The organism is Undibacterium sp. 5I1, assembly GCF_034314085.1.
Classification (GTDB): domain Bacteria; phylum Pseudomonadota; class Gammaproteobacteria; order Burkholderiales; family Burkholderiaceae_D; genus Undibacterium.
Genome location: NZ_JAVIWI010000001.1, coordinates 1,660,139 through 1,679,352, shown reverse-complemented (window position 1 = coordinate 1,679,352; position 19,214 = coordinate 1,660,139). Strand labels below are relative to the sequence as shown.

Sequence of the window (19,214 nt, the reverse complement as noted above, 5' to 3'; positions counted from 1 at the left end):
AATAACTAGAAAGAAGCGTTGTCAAAATCGATAAAGCTTCTTTCTAATGTAAAGAAAAACCGTAAAAAATTAAACTACTTCCTCTTCGCAACAATCGCCTCGATCTGATCCATGATGCTATTCATGCGCGCCACAATCGCTTTGTAGGGCGTTGGCGTGGCGAGGTCGACGCCCGCTGCTTTGACTAACTCGTACGGATATTGCGATCCGCCTGCTTTGAGGATGTTGAGGTAGTTGTCGCGTGCGCCGGGTTTGCCTTTGAGGATTTCGTCGGCGAACATGGTGCCGGCGGCGATGGAGGTGGCGTATTGGAATACATAAAAGCGATTATAAAAATGCGGGATGGCGGCCCATTCGATGGCGTACTGGTCGTCGATTTTGAGGATGTTCTCTTGATCGCCGTGGTAGGTTTTGAGGATGTCGCCATAGATTTTGGTCAGGGCTTCGCCAGTTAAGGATTCGCCTTGATCGACCTTGGCATGCACGGTACGCTCGAAGTCGGCGAACATGGCTTGCCGGAAGAATGTGCCGCGTATGCCTTCCAGCTCTGAGCCTAAGTACGCTAGGCGTTCTGCATCAGTCTTGGCGATTTTAAGCATGTTATCTTGCAGCAGAACCTGATTGGTAGTGGAGGCGATTTCTGCGGTGAAAATCGGGTAGTCGGAGGTGATGAAAGGTTGAGTCTTATTCGCCAGATACGAGTGCATGCCATGACCCCATTCGTGCGCGAGGGTGGAGGCGGATTCAAAATCATCATTGTGATTCAGCAGCAGGTAAGGGTGGACGTCGTAAGACGTGCCTTGCATGTAGGCGCCAGAACGTTTTTTCGCTCGCGGGTAGACGTCCATCCAGCGTTCGGTGGTGGCTTTGGTGAGTGCTTTTACATAATCATCGCCCAGCGGTTTTACCGCGGCGAGCATGAGTTCTACACTTTTATCGATGGGGAACTTGAGCGCTTCTTTATTTTGCTCTGCGATCATCGGTGGATAGATGTCGTAGTAATGCAGATCGGGGATGCCCATCAGTTTGCTACGGAGTTTGAAGTAGCGATGCAGCGTTGGCAGATTGGCGTGGGTTTGCTCAATCAGCATGTCATACACACCGCGCGGCAATTTGTTGGCATCTAGCGCTTGTGCGAGTGAGTCGGGGTAGTTGCGGACCTTGGCGTAGACGGCGTCTTTTTTCAGCATTTCATAAAAAGTGACGCCGTAGGTCTGTTCGTATGATTTCCAAGTTGCCCAATATTGATCAAACACTTGTTTGCGCACAGCACGGTCGCTGCTGGTGCGGTATTTGGTATAAGCAGATTGATCGAGCGTGACTTCTTTGCCGTCGACGCTGATTTTTGGCCATTGGGTATCGGCGTTGGATAAGGTGCCGTGTACTGCTTCCGCCGTGTTCGCGATCATGCCGAATGTGGCAACGATACTTTCTCCTTTATCGTCCAGCGTATGACTTGCCGTGCGCAGGATGTCATCCATCGGGTGGGCGTAGATGCTGAGTGAACGATCTTGTTTGAGGAAGCCTTGGATTTTTTTAGCACCGATGTGCAGAACTTCTGGACGTAAAAACGAGCTGGCATCATCGACCTTGCTCAACAAAATTTCGGCACGCTGATTGATGTCCAGGCCTGCACTGTCGCCGGTATTTTGATCATGCAAAAAAGAGGCATAGTTGGCGAGACGCGTGACATGTTTTTGCAAATCCTGATACAAGTCCATGCAAGTCTTAAAGCGTTTGACGGAGCTGCCGATCTGTCCCTTGCAAGCCGCAAATTCTTTTAACTGTGCATCAAGCTTGGCGGCATCTTTATCCCAATCGGCGCTGGTGGCATAAAGGTCCTTCAGATTCCAGCGATCTGCTTCGGTCTCCGCATGGACGAAGGCGGGTAGGGTGAAGGCGATAGCGAGGGAGAGAATGCTGCGTTGCAGTGATTTTTTCATGTTGTTGAGTTCGACTTTTTCGTTGAGATGAGAGAAGTAGTTGGCGGTAAGACTGAGAAGGCAAGACAGATCAAATTCAGGACTTACGCAAAACCGCCCCAGCTTTGAAGCAGCGACTAGCCGTACAACCGTACTGTCGTCACTACGACTTGCTCGGACAATTTTGCATAAGTCCTAAATACATCTGAATTAACTTGCGGCAGCGTTATTTTGTCTGAGAATGATGCCTGAGTGATACTTTGTTGAAAATATTTTTTCTTGCTGGCGAGTATGTGGTTTGGATGTCGCTAGTAGATTTTTTATGGTTAGTTGCTGCGTAGGTCCTTGAATTGTGATTTAAAGCCCTGATTTATGTAAGGTTAAATTCATCGGATTACAGGACTGACGCAAAACCTCCCAGCTACGTTGTAGTGCCTCGCCGTACTGAAAAGCACTGTCTTCGTCGCGACGTCTTGCTAGAACAATTTTGCACAAGTCCTGAGATTACTTAAGGAGCATCCAGTGCGACTCGACAAACTTACTACCAAATTGCAAGAAGCCATCTCTGACGCGCAAAGTCAGGCGGTGGGTAATGACAACCAATATATTGAGCCAGTGCATGTGCTGCTGGCACTGATCAATCAGGATGATGGCGGTAGCCGTTCGCTGTTGCAGCGCTCTGGCGTCAATGTGCCAGCGTTGACTAATGCGTTAAAAAGCGCCTTGGATCGTTTAGCTAAGGTGTCTGGTACCGACGGGCAAGTACAAATTGGCCGCGAGCTGATGGGCTTGCTTAATCTGGCGGATAAAGAGGCTCAGAAGCGGGGTGATGAATTCCTTGCCAGTGAAATGGTCTTGCTGGCTTTATCTGATGACAAATCAGAAGCCGGCAAGCTGGCGCGTGAAAACGGTCTGACTCGTAAATCCTTAGAGGCCGCAATTGCCGCAGTACGTGGCGGCGGTACGGTCAATTCGCAAGAGGCCGAAGGTCAGCGCGAAGCCTTAAAAAAATATACGCTCGATCTGACCGAGCGCGCCCGTCTGGGCAAGCTTGATCCTGTGATCGGTCGGGATGACGAGATTCGTCGTGCTATTCAGATTTTGCAACGTCGCAGTAAAAATAATCCGGTATTGATCGGTGAACCTGGCGTTGGTAAGACCGCCATTGTGGAAGGTCTGGCGCAAAGGATCGTCAATGGTGAAGTGCCTGACAGCCTGAAGTCTAAACGGGTGTTGTCGCTAGACATGGCGGCCTTGCTTGCAGGCGCTAAATTCCGCGGTGAGTTTGAAGAACGTCTCAAAGCGGTGCTCAAAGAAATCGCCATGGATGAAGGCCAGACCATCGTCTTTATTGACGAGTTGCACACCATGGTCGGCGCGGGTAAGGCAGAGGGCGCTATGGATGCCGGTAATATGCTTAAACCTGCATTGGCACGCGGCGAATTACATTGCGTCGGAGCCACGACGCTGGACGAATATCGCAAATATATAGAGAAAGATGCAGCGCTGGAACGCCGCTTCCAAAAAATTATCGTCGATGAACCTAGCGTCGAGGCAACCATTGCCATCCTGCGTGGACTGCAAGAAAAGTACGAAGTTCATCACGGTGTAGACATCACTGACCCTGCGATTATCGCAGCGGCAGAATTGTCGCACCGGTATATTACTGATCGGTTTTTACCCGATAAAGCGATTGATTTGATTGATGAGGCAGCGGCTAAAATCAAGATTGAAATTGATTCTAAACCGGAGGTCATGGATAAGCTGGATCGTCGTCTGATCCAACTTAAAATCGAGCGCGAGGCAGTCAAGCGTGAGAAAGACGAAGGTTCTAAAAAACGGATGGTGTTAATCGAAGAAGAAATCGCCAAACTCTCGCTGGAATACGCCGATCTGGAAGAAATCTGGAAGTCAGAAAAAGCTACTGTCCAAGGCAGCACCCATATCAAAGAAGAGATAGAAAAAATCCGACTGCAAATGGAAGATGCCAAACGTCGCGGTGACTGGCAAACCATGTCCGAGTTGCAGTATGGCCGTATGCCAGAACTAGAGGCGCAGCTGAAGCAAGCAGACGCAACTCAGGCGGGCAATCAAGGCAAGCACAAGTTGCTGCGCACCCAAGTCGGTGCGGAAGAAATTGCCGAGATTGTCTCGCGTGCGACCGGTATCCCAGTCTCGCGCATGATGCAAGGCGAGCGCGAGAAGTTGCTGCAAATGGAAGAGGTTTTGCATAAGCGCGTGGTCGGGCAGGACGAGGCTATTGGCGCGGTATCTGATGCCATCCGCCGCTCCCGCGCTGGCTTGGGTGACCCCAACCGGCCTTACGGTTCTTTCTTATTTTTGGGCCCAACGGGCGTTGGTAAAACCGAGCTTTGCAAAGCCCTCGCAGGCTTTATGTTTGATACAGAAGATTCTCTGATCCGTATCGACATGAGCGAATTTATGGAGAAGCATTCTGTCTCGCGTTTAATCGGCGCGCCTCCTGGCTATGTAGGTTATGAAGAGGGCGGTTATCTGACCGAGGCAGTGCGTCGCAAGCCGTATAGCGTTATTCTGTTAGACGAGGTAGAGAAAGCGCACCAGGATGTCTTTAATGTGCTTCTGCAAGTGCTGGATGACGGTCGTCTGACCGATGGGCAAGGTCGCACGGTGGATTTTAAAAATACGGTCATCGTGATGACGTCCAACCTTGGCTCGCATCAGATTCAGGCAATGGAAGGCAGTGATCCGGCAGTGATAAAAATGGCGGTCATGGGCGAAGTAAAAATGCATTTCCGCCCAGAGTTTATTAACCGGATTGACGATATCGTCGTATTCCACGCGCTTGACGCCAAAAACATCGGCGCCATCGCTAAGATCCAGTTACATGATTTAGAAAAACGTCTGACACAAATGGATATGGGTTTGCACATCAGCGAAGCGGCATTGCAGAAAATCGCAGAAGCAGGTTTCGACCCGGTGTACGGCGCACGACCACTCAAACGCGCGATTCAGCAAGAGATCGAAAATCCATTATCCAAGTTACTGTTGCAAGGTAAGTTTGGACCTAAGGATGTGATTAAGGTTGATGTTGATAATGGGGTGTTGGTGTTTAACTAAAGTAAGTGAAGTAATCGAAGTTAGGTGAAGTGAGCCCCGAGCCCTTACTGCGCAATGCAGTAAGGGTTGTTGACCGATCTCTTTAGATTGGATTTGTTTTTGATCTGCAGTACGTCTACTCGCTAGTTTAAATTTTTATATACACCTGGTAAGTATATTTTAATTGTCCATATAAAGTCTGGACGATAGGGTAATTTTTTTATAAATAATGGGGAGTATATTGATTTCTTGTTGGCATATAGTTTGAATGTGGGCAGATTTTTATGGATGATGGATTTTTCATGCCATTCTGGCATGTTTTTAAACGGTATCCCGTGTCGTTAGCCTGATAAATAGTATTGTCGCTATCAATTCAGACGTGCGGCGCAACAAACGTCGCTGGATTTCGGCTAAAACCATGCGGGAATGACGCCTTAACTCCTTTGGGCATCCATTTAATAGCGATCAACATGCGAGATTGTGCTGATACATAATCAAGTAACACATAATTAAATCAGACAACTTAATTCAATCTGGCAATGTTCTTTTACAATATCAGCAGCGTAATTCAATCGCTAAGCAATCGCTGAGTTTAATCGCCGTGCTGTTGGTTTAATTTATCCAAATTTTCCTAACGCTGATCCTGCTGATTCAATACCCACTGGAGACAAGATGCAATTCATCACAAAAGCACATTGGTGCGCCTTACTACTCAGCTTGTGTAGTACCGTCGCCATCAGTGCAGAAACCCCCAAAGACGCCGCTGATGCCAAGAAAAAATGGGACGTGAATGCGCCGCCAGGTGTGGCGAGCACGGTGGCTGTCGATACCAAAACCGGTACCTGGATGAGTGTTGACGTCAGCCCTGACGGTAAGCAAATTGTGTTTGATTTGCTGGGCGATTTGTATTTGATGCCAGTTGAAGGTGGCGAGGCTAAAGCACTGACACATAGCATCGCGTGGGAAATGCAGGCGCGCTTTTCGCCAGATGGTAAGCAATTAACCTACATGTCAGATGCCGGTGGTGGCGACAATATTTGGGTGATGGATGTGGATGGCAGCAACGCACACGCCTTGACCAAAGAAGATTTCCGCTTATTGAATAATCCTGTCTGGCATCCGAATGGTCAGTATATTGCTGCCCGTAAGCACTTTACTGGTACGCGTTCATTGGGGTCTGGCGAGATTTGGTTGTACTCCATTGGCGGTGGCGCGGGTGTGCAATTGAATGAGAAACCAAATTGGCAAAAAGATTTGGGCGAGCCTGCTTTTTCTCCTGATGGTCGTTATGTTTACTACTCCCAGGACACGACACCGGGGAATTCATTTGAATACAATAAAAATGGGAATGCCCAGATTTATCAGATTTTCCGTAAAGATTTAAAAGACGGTAAGACCAAAGCGTTTGTCAGCGGCGCTGGTGGTGCGGTACGTCCAACGCCTTCGCCTGATGGTAAATACTTGGCGTTTGTGCGTCGCGTGCGCAACCAAAGTACTTTATTTTTGAAAGACTTAGAGACCGGTGAAGAGAAAGTTGCATGGAGTGACCTAGAGCGCGATATGCAAGAAACCTGGGCTGTGCATGGCGTGTATCCGTCGATGAGTTGGCTGCCGGGCAGCAAACAAATGGTGCTGTGGGCCAAAGGTAAAATTTGGCGTGTTGATCCATTTGCGCATACCGCAAAAGAAATCGCTTTTCACGTCAAAGACACCAGAGAAATCCGTGCTGCCGTCCGTTTTGAAACGCCCGTCGCGCCAGATAAATTTGATGTGCATCAACTGCGCTGGGTGAATGTTTCGCCACAAGGTAATAAAGTGGTGTACTCGGCTTTAGGGCAATTGTATGTACGCGATTTGCCAAATGGCACGCCGCAGCGTTTGACCAAACAACAAGACCATTTTGAATTTTTCCCACGATTTTCTCGTGATGGTCGCAGCATCGTATTCACCACCTGGGATGATGAAAAACTGGGATCGGTGCGTACCATTGATGTGCGTGGCGGCTCAGAAACGATTATCACCAAGAGTCCTGGTAAATATGTGAATCCTCAATTTTCTCCCGATGGCAAACAAATCGCTTTTGAAAAAATGCATGGCGGTTATTTGACGACACCCTGGTTTGGTTTGGATACCGGTATTTTTGTGACGAGTGCGGATGGTAAAGCGACTCCGCGCTTAGTCACTGATGAGGGCAGCGCGCCACAGTTTGGCAAAGATAATGATCAGTTGTATGTGTCCCGCATGAAACGCGCCGGTGAAGTAGATTGGACGACATCGCTTGTCCGCATTGATTTAAACAAAGGGGAAGAGCAAGCCGTGGCTAAAGGCGAATTTGTGAGTGACTTTGCCTTGTCGCCAGACGGCAACTGGCTGGCATTTACCGAGCGCTTCCATACCTATGTCACACCGCTGCCGATCGCGGGTAAGCCTGTGACCGTAGGGCCAAAAATGGATGCGTTGCCCGTCAAGCAGCTTGATGTTAATGCGGGTGACTATACGCATTGGTCGGGCGATAGCAGCAAGATTTTTTTCTCGCTGGGTGATGAACTGTTTAGTAGCGAATTAAAAAATGCGTTCACGTTTTTGCCGGGTTCTCCTAAAGAAGTCGCTAAACCAACCGAGGCGGGGTTGAAAATTGGTTTCCAGGAAGCCGCGAATAAGCCCGTCGGCACCAAGGTAATTTCTGGTGCGCGTATTGTGACCATGCGCGGGGATGAAGTCATCGAGAATGGACGCATTGTGATTATAGATAATCGCATCGTCGCCATTGGTAAGGCCGCAGACGTCGCAATCCCGGCTGGTGCGATGCAAATCGATGCTGCTGGTAAAACGATTATTCCTGGCATCGTCGATGTGCATTGGCACGGCGGTATGGGTGAGGATGAAATCATTCCACAGCAAAGCTGGATCAACTATGCCTCACTTGCCTTTGGTGTGACGACGATCCATGATCCATCCAACGACACGGCTGAGATTTTTAGCCAGAGCGAACTGCAACGGGCGGGCAAAGTGGTGGGGCCGCGGATTTTTTCTACCGGGACGATTTTGTACGGTGCAAAGGCCAACATGAGCGCCATCGTCAATAATTTGGATGACGCACTCACGCATTTAAAACGCCTGAAAGCGGGCGGAGCCATCTCAGTCAAGAGTTATAACCAGCCACGTCGCGATCAGCGTCAGCAAATTTTGGAAGCGGCGCGTGAGACCGGCATGATGGTGGTGCCAGAAGGTGGTTCACTGTTTGAGCATAATATGACGATGGTCGTTGATGGGCATACGGGCATCGAACATGCAATCCCGGTCGCCAATGCCTATGACGACGTGAAACAATTATGGTCGCAAACCAAAGTGGGCTACACACCAACCCTGATCGTTGGTTATGGCGGACTGGATGGCGAGCATTATTGGTATGCACACACGGATGTATGGCGTCATCCGATTTTGTCGCGTTATGTACCCGCGACGGTGTTGCAAGCACGTAGTGTGCGGGTGGAGACTGCACCAGAAGAGGATTACAACGTCTTCAACATCGCCCGCACAGCAACCGAATTGCAACGCGCTGGCGTCCCGGTCAATCTGGGTGCACACGGTCAGCGTGAAGGTTTGGGCGCCCATTGGGAAATGTGGACACTCGGTCGTGGTGGCATGACACCGCTAGAAGCGATCCGTGTCGCAACGCTGAACGGTGCTAAATATCTTGGTATGGAAAAAGATGTCGGGTCATTAGAGACCGGCAAACTGGCCGATCTGGTTATCATCAACGGCGACATTTTGGCGAACATCCAAAACTCCGACAAAATTACCAATGTGATGCTGAACGGCCGTTTGTACGATGTCAACACGATGAACGAAGTGGGTGGTACGTCTAAAGCCAGAAAGCCTTTCTTCTTCGAAGGTAAAAATGGCGGTGCGGTCCCGGTAGAAACCCGTGGACACGGCGATGGTGACGGACCAGGATAGTCCTTTGTGATCAATGAGTAGATCGCATGAATGCAGAGACTGAAAGTGGAATCCAGATTTCTGCATTTTGTTTTAATTTTGTTTGGAACCAGTTAACGTTTAGTAATGGCTTATTTAGAACTCATTTAGAACTTAGTTAGGACTTAGTTAGAACTTAGTTAGAGTAAAATTTAATATACTCCCCATTATTTTTTTGAAAATTGGTCAATTTTCCAATAGTTATTTGGACGGCTTAAATATACCTGATGGGAGTATATTTATATTGCGAGTGGATTTTTAATCAGATTATCTAAAATCTTGCGAGAGCATTTGGGGAAGGCAGCATTCAGGTCTGATTTTTATATAACTCCCCGCTAACTATGTTTAGACGTTGTATATCGAAGTTGCCCCTGATTTTGCGTCAGTCTGACTAAGTTGTATAATGCGGCCTACTAAAGCAGTCTGGTTTTGAGAAAAAATTGCCGCTTTTTAGCGGCTTTTTTTATTTGTGCGGTCTTGTATTTAAGTCTAAGCGCACGAAGTACTCGCAATTCCAACTGAAGCACAACACAAAAACTCCAGGACTCCCCCCATGAACATGTCGAATACCTTAGAGATTGTTGCCGAATTGCGCGCTGGTCGTATGGTCATTTTGGTTGATGAAGAAGATCGCGAAAACGAAGGCGATTTGTTGATGGCAGCAGAGTTTGTGACGCCAGAGGCGATTAATTTTATGGCCAAATTTGGTCGCGGATTAATCTGCCTTACACTAACAGAAGAGCGCTGTGATGAGTTGAACCTGGCGATGATGTCCAGTCGTAACGGTACCGCTTATGGCACTAATTTTACAGTCTCGATCGAAGCCGCTGAGGGAGTGACTACGGGGATTTCTGCTGCAGACCGTGCGCGTACAATACAAGTAGCCGTTGATAAAAAAATGACCGCGAACGACATAGTGCAGCCGGGTCATATTTTCCCACTCAAAGCACAAAAAGGCGGCGTCTTAATGCGTGCTGGCCATACTGAGGCCGGTTGCGATCTGGCGGATTTGGCAGGCTTGACGCCAGCCGCGGTCATTTGCGAAATCATGAAAGACGACGGTACCATGGCGCGTCTGCCGGACTTGATGGAATTCGCTAAAGAACATGGTTTGAAAATTGGCACGATTGCTGACCTGATCCATTATCGTAGTCAGAACGAAAGTATCGTCGAACGTGTGGCCGAGCGCGAAATGCAAACAGTGCATGGCACGTTTAACGCCATCGTCTATCGCGACAAACCAAGTGGCTCTGCCCATTTAGCTTTGGTACATGGCGACATTAAATCGGAAGAGGTCGCCTTGGTGCGTGTGCATCAACCGGTCTCGATTCTTGATCTGTTAGAGAGCAAAATCACTACGCATTCTTGGAATGTCGCCACCGCAATGGCGGCAGTGCAGGCCTCACCATGCGGTGTGCTGGTATTGTTGAATTGCGAAGAAACAGCCGAGCAGATGTTTGATCAATTCAAAGCATTGACGACACCTAAAACTAAACCGCAAGGACGCGCTGCCAGCATGGATTTGCGTACCTACGGTATCGGTGCCCAGATATTGAAGGATGTCGGTGTCAGCCGTATGAAGTTACTCGCCAATCCAAGAAAAATGCCGTCAATGATAGGCTTTGATCTGGAAGTAGTTGGCTATCTGGACAAACCTGTTTGAAGAAAATTATTTGAGTAGGAGAAAATAACCTATTCTTGTTGAGATCCATTCTTTACTTTTTTTATTGCAGCGCCAAGGCGCAAAAGGGAAACATCATGACCGTTGGACATTACGACTCAAATTTGGATGGCGCTGGCGTGCGCATTGGTATCGTGCAAGCGCGCTTTAACGAAAAAGTTGGCAATGGTTTGCTCTCTTCTTGCCTGGCCGAATTATCCCGCCTTGGTGTCTTGGATGAAGATATTTTGCATGTCACCGTACCGGGTGCTTTAGAAGTACCGCTGGCTTTGCTTAAATTGACTGAAACCCATCAGTTTGATGCTTTAATTGCGCTAGGTGCAGTGATCCGCGGTGAGACTTATCATTTTGAACTGGTGTCGAATGAATCTGGCGCAGGGATTACGCGTGTTGGCCTGGATAGTGGCATTCCGATTGCAAATGCGATTTTGACGACTGAAAACGACGAACAAGCAGAAGCGCGCATGGTAGAAAAGGGCACTGATGCTGCCCGCGTCGCAGTTGAAATGGCCAATCTGACGCTGGCATTGGAAGAATTGGCAGAAGCTACTGACGATGCTGATTTTGATGCTTGATCATTGAGTGACCAATATTCATAGTACAGAGTTAAAATAAATTGCGTAAAAAATCAAACAGAGCGCAATCAAAATACATTTGCAAGAGAAAAATATGACAAGCAAACAAATCCACGCCAACCCGAGTAAAAGCCGTTCGCCAAGACATCGCGCCCGCGAATTCGCTTTGCAAGGATTGTATCAATGGTTATTGAACAATGAAGATTCTGGCGTGATTGATGCCCATATCCGTCAGGCGCATGGCTTTGACAAAGCGGACCGTGAGCATTTTGACGCGCTCTTGCATGGCGCAATCAAACAATCGATCCAATTGCGCGAAGAGATCGCACCTTTGATTGATCGCACCATTGCTGAATTGTCGCCAATTGAGCATGCTGCCTTGCTGATCGGTGCTTACGAATTAAAGCACCATATAGAAATCCCTTATCGCGTCGTCATCAACGAGGCGGTAGAACTGACCAAGTCGTTTGGCGGTTTGGATGGTCATAAATATGTGAATGGCGTTTTGGATAAATTAGCTGCCAGATTGCGTGCTACTGAGATCAGCGCAGGGAAGTAAATCTGAGTCAGGTTTTTACCCGAAAGTAGCAATCAACATAATTTTACGAAAGCCGTCTTATTTCTGCTCTGAAGTAAGGCGGTTTTTTTTAGCCGTATTATCTCCGCAATTGATTTGAAATTGATTCTTATTGAGACTTCTATGGACCACAATCTCGCCACCCGTTTAAATAATATCGCGCCTTTTCATGTCATGGAGCTAGCCAAAATGGCGGCAGATCTGGAGGCGCAGGGGCGGCATATTATCCATATGGGAATAGGTGAGCCAGACTTTACTGCGCCGCAAGTAGTGATTGATGCTGCCAGCAAAGCGATGGCCGACGGTCGTTTGCAATACACTTCAGCACTGGGCGTGCCTGCCTTACGTAAGGCGATTGCCCAGCATTATTTACGTACTTATGGTTTGGCGATTCCGGCCAGTCGCATCATTGTTACCGCAGGTGCTTCGGCTGCATTGTTACTGGCATGCGCTGCATTGGTGGAACCCGGGGCAGAAGTTTTGATGCCAGATCCTTGTTACCCGTGCAATCGGCATTTTGTCGCTGCGTTTGAAGGCAAGGCGGTATTGGTCGAGAGCGGGCCAGCCGAGCGTTTTCAGCTATCTGATCAGATGGTAGGTCAGCATTGGGGTGCCGCGACTAAAGGCGTATTACTCGCATCGCCCTCTAATCCAACTGGCACCTCAATTGCTGTTGATGAGCTGGCAAAGATTATTGCCACGGTCAAAAGTCATGGCGGTTTTACGATTGTGGATGAAATTTACCAAGGTTTATCCTATGACGCTGCGCCTTTTTCTGCGTTGTCGCTGGATGATGATGTGGTGATTATCAATAGCTTTAGTAAGTATTTCAATATGACGGGTTGGCGCTTGGGTTGGCTGGTGGTGCCAGAGCGCATCGTGCCTCAGCTCGAAAAATTGGCACAGAATTTATTCATTTGCCCCTCGTCGGTCGCGCAATATGCGGCGATTGCCTGTTTTTCGTCCGAGGCTCTGGCAATTTATGAAGAATGTAAAGCGGAGTTTAAACGTCGTCGCGATTACATCGTGCCTGCGCTGATCGCTTTAGGTTTTGATGTGCCGGTGATGCCAGACGGCGCTTTTTATGTGTATGCAGATTGTTCGCGCTTCTCAGACGACGCGGACGAATTTACACGGTCTTTGTTGCAAAAGGCAGGTGTGGTGATTGTGCCGGGCTTGGATTTTGGTCCATCCGGCGCACAGCGTTATGTGCGGATTTCTTATGCGACTTCGATGGATAATTTAAAAGAAGCAGTGAAGAGAATCGCGCACTATTTGCAGGGCTAAAGATCGGTCTAACGATAGGGCTTACAACAGAGTTGAAGTTAATCGCTTAAGAAGTCGAGTAGCACTTCGAGTACTTCTCATCGAAATCGTTAGTTTGGTTTATTGACTTTAGCGTTGATGCCTAGTCAAAATGATATTCAAGTAAAACCTGAGAAACCTGACCACCAATATCGCTCCAGGTACAACGTCCGTAACCCTTGATGCCAGCCAGTTCTCCTGTGCCTGAGCCGGTTAACACATTTAATGTGCTTTCAGATTTACCCGATTTGATTGATCCTACGTGTTGCAGAATAAATCCGCCCCGGCGATTGCCGATGCGACCCGTCAGATATTCTAGTCCGACAAAATTTCCGGAATTGGCGTTGGCGGAAAAACTAAGACATTCAAAACAAGACTCAGCTTCGATGTCACCCGCATAGTGGTGCTTCACCTTGGATTGCATCATCCCCGTGTGCTGGTTGAATTTTTCATCCATCCCATTCAATTTGACAGTTCCTACGGCAAGCATATTCTCCCTCATGTTGTTAAACAACAGACAAATAGTGTCTTTACTATGTCATCAAGTGCTTTAGCTAAAAAGCTAAAGCGCTAAATTCCGCACCAGGTCTTGGTTGGAATGCGTTGATGACGATGATAAAAATAAGTAGTCGACGCAACTCTATCTACTTATGGGAGATGGAAGCGCGTCGATGTTTCACCTTGTGGGTATTACCTTGATGCTGTAATGCAATATGCTGGGCTTACCAACAAGCCGCTATATTGGCCTTGGATTTTGAATAGCAGAGCAGCTTACGACGATGCTAAAAGTAATTTGCACAGACTGTTTGGTTGTCTTTGTGAACTAATTTTAACAAAGTGTAACAAATTATCACAATATTGCCATATCATGTCCACTCACAAATTCGCATACTTAATGTGAATTCGTTATGTGACAAGCGTCTAGTTATATTGTTTTATCCAGAAAGTTGAGTAATTGGATAAAACGCTAACAAAGCTATGTTGATCTTGATTTTTAAGATGAAAAATAAATACTCCCCATAATTATTTAAAAATACGCGTTATTGTCAATATTTTATATGGACTATTAAATAATACATGGAGGGAGTATATTTTTTTCCTGTTTATTTTTCGATGTGGGATAAGAAACTCTATGATTCAATTCAGGCAAATTGAGGCATTCCGGTGTTTGATGATCGCCGGAACCAGTGTTGGCGCCGCTCGGAAAATGAATATTACTCAGCCAGCCATTAGCCGTCTTATTGCTGATTTAGAGAGTGCTCTCGGGTTTAGGTTGTTTAACCGCGACAAAGGACGTTTAGAGCCTACTTTAGCTGGTGTGCGGTTTTATAGCGCGGTGGAAGAGAATTTTTTGGGACTGGAACGCTTGACTCAGGTCGCCAGCAACATTCGTAATGAAGCGCCGGAAGGCATTACGATCGCTTGTCTACCCGTCTTGTCTACGACGATTTTGCCGCTGATTTTGCGTCAATTTTTTAAACATCATCCCGATGTGCCAGTGACTGTAGATAGTTGCAACACGCCAGAGATTTTAATGCGATTGCAAAATCTTAAAGTGGATATCGCTATTTGCATGGCGTTTCCGCCGTTAGCCGGTATGGAGCAAGAAACTATTAAAGAAGTCAGTGTCATGTGTGGCTTGCCAGAAGGGCATCGCCTGGCTGAAAAAGAGATGATCGACCCCATGGACTTGGATGGGGAAAATATCATCGGTTTCTTACCGATTATTTCGCAAAGTTATGAGCTGGAAAAGATTCGTCTGGACGAGACCGGCACTCGTCCGCGCCATCGGGTTAAGACCCAAACCTCGCATACACGTTATGCGATGGTTGCGAATGGTTTGGGTATCTCAATTGTTGAACCTTTTGGTGCCAAGGTGTGGCGCTCTAACGGGGTGATTGTGCGACCGTTTGCCAGCGATATTCGTCACCAATATGTCCTGGCATACCCAAGTGGTGGCAAACGGTCAGAGTTAATGCATGATTTCCGCGAGCTGGCTCTGGATGTAGCAAAGGACTACGATTTTGGCTTTGATGCGTAAAAAAGCCACCTGACTTTTTTAGTGGAGGTGGCTTTTTTACGACTTGATGAAGTTTTTAATTACATTGTTACAGTTTTGCTATTTGCTCTGGATGCGCTGGCTTTTGCTCGGCAGCTTTAGTCTCTGTAACGGCATCAACTTTAGTCGCGATATTTTCTATATGACGTGCTGGTGGTGCCACTGGGATCGGTGCCGGTGCATTAAAAGTAGGAATATTTTTGCCGTTAGCAACATCTTTTAAACGGCGATATTCAGCCAAAACGCGCGAACCATAACCGGCATCATTTTCAAACGCAGCCGCGCCAACATACAGTTTTAAACCTGCCTCAACCGAGCCACCACGTGAGACGTAATCTTTTAAGATCAGGGCACCGACTTTGATGTTGGCAACTGGATTCAGCGCCGCTTTAATGCCGCCCATTTCCTGAAACTTTTCATGATGTAATTTGGACATGACTTGCATCAAACCTTGCGCACCAACCGGACTTTCGGCAAAAGGATTCAGGCCGGACTCAATTGCCATCACAGACAAGATTAACAAAGGATCGAGTTTGATTTCTTTTGCAGTTAAGTAGCTGGCAGAAACTAGCATATTGGTCGCATCGCTGGCAATGCGATATCGCTTAGCCAGCCAGTTGGTGACCCATTGTTGCTGGCGTTGATTGCCTAGCATTTTCCGGTCTTCTTCAGTTAGTTCTGTTGGCTTAGCGGTTGCCTGATCGGACTGTGCAACTTGTTCTGGGGTTGCCATCAGCATTGCCAGACTAGGCGGGGCAGTATCTTCCTCGGCATCCTGCCCGGCGACGGTAAACGGTGAAAGCTGTTTAAATTTTTCAAGCAAATCGGGCTTGATAAACATCATCCCAAGCAGGACGATCGCGCCAATGCCAAAGATCATCAGCAGGTGGTGCATAGTTGTAATAAAACCGCTACGGGCATCGCGTGCCGCGATGAGTAGGGTGTTAGCCTTGCTAACAAATAAAGAGTTGCTTTGCAAATTACTTTTTTGTAGTACTACGTTAGAACTTTGTATCATATTACCTCCTGAACCTTCGTAATCTATGCCCTTGCTATGCAGCGTTAATGCTGGTTTGCTGTATAGCGGACTAGCTACGAATCAGAAACATCGCCTTCGTCGCAGGCGCGACCGGAAGACGCCGGAATTATTTGTCAGTTATATATACATATATGGGCGACTCGCAGTCTCTCCAATGACAAACAACTTTTTTCGGGTCAAGGCAGACGCCTTTTGAAAACAATCCTTACAATGTTGTATGTGGGGCCCGATCCCCGTGAATGATGTTACCGTTTGGATTTGCCATCGTCGTTAGACGGCAACTAAGAGCAACGAGTTTACCCTCTTCATCAAGTTGGGCGAATTGTAGGGTCGGTTTTATATCAAGTCAATACTATAGAAGTTAATCTTTATTACTTTTAAATCTTAAAATTCATGCTGCATCGCAGCAAATCTGTGTCAAATCAAGTACTTAGCAGATTTCTTTACTTTACTTAGTTCAAACTCATAAAAAGCTAAAAACATGAAATATTCGGATTTGAGAGATTTTATTTCTCAGCTTCAACAACAAAATGAATTAAAACAAATAGTTACACCTGTTTCACCCTATTTGGAGATGACAGAAATCTGCGATCGTACTTTGCGTGCCGAAGGTCCTGCGCTCTTATTTACTAAGCCAAAGGGGCATAGCATTCCGGTACTGGGTAATTTATTCGGTACACCGCATCGTGTCGCGATGGGAATGGGCGCAGATAGTATCAGTGACTTACGTAAAATCGGCCACGTTCTCTCATCGCTGAAAGAGCCAGAGCCTCCGAAGGCATTTAAAGATATTCTGGGTCTCGGATCGCTGGTGAAAGCGGTATGGGATATGGCGCCCAAAGAAGTACGCGGCGCCAAATGTCAGGAGATAGTCTGGGAGGGTAACGATGTCGATCTGGCGAAATTGCCGATCCAGCATTGCTGGCCCGGCGATGTCGCTCCTTTAATTACCTGGGGTCTGGTGATTACCAAAGGCCCCTATAAGAAGCGCCAAAATCTGGGTATATATAGGCAGCAGGTTCTAGGTCGCAACAAAGTTATCATGCGCTGGCTTGCGCATCGTGGTGGCGCTTTGGATTTCCGTGAGCATGGTATTGTCAATAAAGGTCAGCCTTATCCGATTGCCGTTGCACTTGGTGCAGATCCCGCGACCATCCTTGGTGCGGTCACTCCAGTGCCTGATAGCTTGTCCGAGTACCAATTCGCAGGACTCTTGCGTGGCAGTCGCACCGAGCTGGTTAAAGCGATGGGTAGTGAGTTGCGCGTCCCTGCCAGTGCCGAGATCGTGCTGGAAGGGCATATTTACCCAGATGAATCACACCCTACCGGCTACGAGCATGCGCTTGAAGGACCTTATGGAGATCACACTGGTTACTACAATGAGCAAGACAGTTTTCCCGTCTTTACCATTGACCGCATTACGATGCGCCGTGATCCTATTTATCACTCAACTTATACAGGCAAGCCGCCAGATGAGCCTGCGATCCTGGGAGTAGCACTCAATGAAGTGTTCATTCCTTTATTACAAAAGCAGTTTAGTGAAATCACGGATTTCTACCTGCCACCTGAAGGTTGCAGCTACCGCATGGCCGTAGTGCAGATAAAAAAAGCCTATGCAGGCCATGCCAAACGAGTGATGTTTGGTGTCTGGAGTTTTCTGCGCCAGTTTATGTATACCAAGTTCATCATTGTGGTGGATGAGGATGTGAATATCCGCGACTGGAAAGAAGTGATCTGGGCGATTACCACCAGAGTTGATCCACTGCGTGATACGACTCTGGTCGATAACACACCGATCGATTATCTTGATTTTGCCTCACCCGTCAGCGGACTAGGTAGCAAAATGGGATTGGATGCCACGAATAAATGGCCAGGCGAAACTAGTAGGGAGTGGGGCACCACAATACAGATGTCGCCTGAAGTGAAAGCGAAGGTCGATTTGATTTGGCAGGAGTTGGGGTTGTAGATTCGACTTTATATATCCAGAATCAAATGCGGAGCTGAGCTTGTTGGTTGGTTACGTATTTGTCGGAAGAGAATAATACTTAAGCGATCATTTATAGTCCGTCATCAAACCCAGTCCTTATGAGCACCACTGCCAGACCTTTGTTATATAGTTTTCGCCGCTGCCCTTACGCCATGCGTGCTCGACTGGCGATCAAGCTCAGTGGTATCGATGTTGACATACAAGAAGTCAGTTTGCGTAACAAACCGCAAGAGATGCTTGACCTTTCTCGCAAAGGCACGGTGCCTGTGTTGGTATTGACGGATGGACGGGTAATCGACCAGAGCCTGGACATCATGTGTTGGGCGCTGGCGCAACATCACCAAAACGACGCTGCATTATGTTTGATGCCCGACGGCGCATTGCCAACCGAAGTGCAAAACTTGATTAGTCAAAATGACAGCACGTTTAAGCAGGCTCTGGATCGATATAAGTATGCTGAGCGTTTTCCAGAGCACAGCGCAACAACATATAGAGAAAGAGCCGAAGTATTCCTGGCAATACTAAATAGCCGCCTGCAACAACACCAATATTTAAGCGGCGAGCGGCTAAGTATGGCCGATCTGGCGATTTTGCCGTTTGTACGCCAATGTGCGCTGGTAGATGCAGATTGGTTTTACTCCAGCCGGTACAAACATCTCATTGCCTGGCTGGAGGGATTCTTACAATCGGATTTGTTTATTGCTGTAATGGCGAAAGTGCCTGTGGTGTCGATTAGTGATTTGCTTTAGTGATGTGCCAAGCTTGCTTCGCGACCCACAATTAACTGCAATCCCAATCCGGCAAAAATAATCTCGGCACTATGATCCAGCCATAAGCCTGTGCGTGGATTGTGATTGAGCCAGAGTCCCGTGGCGCCAGAAAAATAATCAAGCAGATCAAATAACATCGCTGCTTGCGCCGTAACCTCGTTATGGCAAACAATTGACATTATTTAATATACTGGTTGGCTGTATATTAAATTGTCCATATATTAATTGGGCTTTGAGGCATAT

13 protein-coding genes are annotated in these 19,214 nt (G+C 47.5%); 9 read left to right on the top strand and 4 right to left on the bottom strand.

Annotated features, from left to right (window positions below; translation table 11 throughout):
- Positions 1-74 precede the first annotated feature (74 nt).
- Complete coding sequence (gene pepF / locus RGU72_RS07485; RefSeq protein WP_322119134.1) at positions 75-1,943, bottom strand: oligoendopeptidase F; 1,869 nt, start codon at positions 1,941-1,943, stop codon at positions 75-77.
- A 501-nt stretch (positions 1,944-2,444) separates the two neighbouring features.
- Between pepF and clpB the strand changes: the two genes are divergently transcribed.
- The 6 genes from clpB (at position 2,445) to RGU72_RS07455 (ending at position 13,098) form a co-directional block, all read left to right on the top strand.
- A complete protein-coding gene (gene clpB / locus RGU72_RS07480; protein ID WP_322119133.1) occupies positions 2,445-5,021 on the top strand; it encodes an ATP-dependent chaperone ClpB in 2,577 nt (858 codons plus the stop codon).
- Positions 5,022-5,672: 651 nt separating this feature from the next.
- Positions 5,673-8,960 carry an amidohydrolase family protein gene (locus RGU72_RS07475; RefSeq protein ID WP_322119132.1) on the top strand — a complete coding sequence of 1,096 codons (3,288 nt, stop codon included), beginning with the start codon at positions 5,673-5,675 and terminating at the stop codon, positions 8,958-8,960.
- A 571-nt stretch (positions 8,961-9,531) separates the two neighbouring features.
- On the top strand, positions 9,532-10,641 hold the full coding sequence (gene ribBA / locus RGU72_RS07470; RefSeq protein ID WP_322119131.1) for a bifunctional 3,4-dihydroxy-2-butanone-4-phosphate synthase/GTP cyclohydrolase II: 1,110 nt from the start codon (positions 9,532-9,534) through the stop codon (positions 10,639-10,641).
- A 95-nt stretch (positions 10,642-10,736) separates the two neighbouring features.
- Positions 10,737-11,234: a 6,7-dimethyl-8-ribityllumazine synthase gene (gene ribH / locus RGU72_RS07465; protein WP_322119130.1), complete on the top strand. Its 498-nt coding sequence runs from the start codon at positions 10,737-10,739 to the stop codon at positions 11,232-11,234.
- A 94-nt stretch (positions 11,235-11,328) separates the two neighbouring features.
- Positions 11,329-11,793, top strand: coding sequence for a transcription antitermination factor NusB (gene nusB, locus RGU72_RS07460; protein WP_322119129.1), 465 nt, complete (start codon positions 11,329-11,331; stop codon positions 11,791-11,793).
- 141 nt (positions 11,794-11,934) lie between these two features.
- Positions 11,935-13,098 carry a pyridoxal phosphate-dependent aminotransferase gene (locus tag RGU72_RS07455; protein WP_322119128.1) on the top strand — a complete coding sequence of 388 codons (1,164 nt, stop codon included), beginning with the start codon at positions 11,935-11,937 and terminating at the stop codon, positions 13,096-13,098.
- A gap of 121 nt (positions 13,099-13,219) precedes the next feature.
- Here the strand turns inward: RGU72_RS07455 and RGU72_RS07450 are convergent, their stop codons facing one another.
- Positions 13,220-13,606 (bottom strand): DUF3224 domain-containing protein, encoded by a 387-nt coding sequence (locus tag RGU72_RS07450; RefSeq protein WP_322119127.1) that lies wholly within the window; start codon positions 13,604-13,606, stop codon positions 13,220-13,222.
- Positions 13,607-14,248: 642 nt separating this feature from the next.
- On the opposite strand from RGU72_RS07450, the gene RGU72_RS07445 reads away from it, so the two are divergent.
- Complete coding sequence (locus tag RGU72_RS07445) at positions 14,249-15,157, top strand: LysR substrate-binding domain-containing protein (RefSeq protein ID WP_322119126.1); 909 nt, start codon at positions 14,249-14,251, stop codon at positions 15,155-15,157.
- A gap of 67 nt (positions 15,158-15,224) precedes the next feature.
- Here RGU72_RS07445 and RGU72_RS07440 read toward each other — a convergent pair whose 3' ends face one another.
- Positions 15,225-16,193, bottom strand: coding sequence for a transglycosylase SLT domain-containing protein (locus RGU72_RS07440; RefSeq protein ID WP_416200107.1), 969 nt, complete (start codon positions 16,191-16,193; stop codon positions 15,225-15,227).
- A gap of 502 nt (positions 16,194-16,695) precedes the next feature.
- Here RGU72_RS07440 and ubiD point away from each other — a divergent pair.
- Positions 16,696-18,180: a 4-hydroxy-3-polyprenylbenzoate decarboxylase gene (gene ubiD / locus RGU72_RS07435; protein ID WP_322119125.1), complete on the top strand. Its 1,485-nt coding sequence runs from the start codon at positions 16,696-16,698 to the stop codon at positions 18,178-18,180.
- A 119-nt stretch (positions 18,181-18,299) separates the two neighbouring features.
- Positions 18,300-18,950, top strand: a complete 651-nt coding sequence (locus RGU72_RS07430) for a glutathione S-transferase (RefSeq protein WP_322119124.1) — start codon at positions 18,300-18,302, stop codon at positions 18,948-18,950.
- On the opposite strand, the gene RGU72_RS07425 is transcribed toward RGU72_RS07430, so the two are convergent.
- Positions 18,947-19,150 (bottom strand): hypothetical protein, encoded by a 204-nt coding sequence (locus RGU72_RS07425; RefSeq protein ID WP_322119123.1) that lies wholly within the window; start codon positions 19,148-19,150, stop codon positions 18,947-18,949. The genes RGU72_RS07430 and RGU72_RS07425 overlap by 4 nt on opposite strands.
- Positions 19,151-19,214 lie beyond the last annotated feature (64 nt).

Coding starts and splice junctions, on each gene's coding strand:
- pepF (WP_322119134.1), bottom strand. CDS start 1,943: ATGAAAAAATCACTGCAACGCAGCATTCTCTCCCTCGCTATCGCCTTC.
- RGU72_RS07475 (WP_322119132.1), top strand. CDS start 5,673: ATGCAATTCATCACAAAAGCACATTGGTGCGCCTTACTACTCAGCTTG.
- ribBA (WP_322119131.1), top strand. CDS start 9,532: ATGAACATGTCGAATACCTTAGAGATTGTTGCCGAATTGCGCGCTGGT.
- ribH (WP_322119130.1), top strand. CDS start 10,737: ATGACCGTTGGACATTACGACTCAAATTTGGATGGCGCTGGCGTGCGC.
- nusB (WP_322119129.1), top strand. CDS start 11,329: ATGACAAGCAAACAAATCCACGCCAACCCGAGTAAAAGCCGTTCGCCA.
- RGU72_RS07455 (WP_322119128.1), top strand. CDS start 11,935: ATGGACCACAATCTCGCCACCCGTTTAAATAATATCGCGCCTTTTCAT.
- RGU72_RS07450 (WP_322119127.1), bottom strand. CDS start 13,606: ATGCTTGCCGTAGGAACTGTCAAATTGAATGGGATGGATGAAAAATTC.
- RGU72_RS07445 (WP_322119126.1), top strand. CDS start 14,249: ATGATTCAATTCAGGCAAATTGAGGCATTCCGGTGTTTGATGATCGCC.
- RGU72_RS07440 (WP_416200107.1), bottom strand. CDS start 16,193: ATGATACAAAGTTCTAACGTAGTACTACAAAAAAGTAATTTGCAAAGC.
- ubiD (WP_322119125.1), top strand. CDS start 16,696: ATGAAATATTCGGATTTGAGAGATTTTATTTCTCAGCTTCAACAACAA.
- RGU72_RS07430 (WP_322119124.1), top strand. CDS start 18,300: ATGAGCACCACTGCCAGACCTTTGTTATATAGTTTTCGCCGCTGCCCT.
- RGU72_RS07425 (WP_322119123.1), bottom strand. CDS start 19,150: ATGTCAATTGTTTGCCATAACGAGGTTACGGCGCAAGCAGCGATGTTA.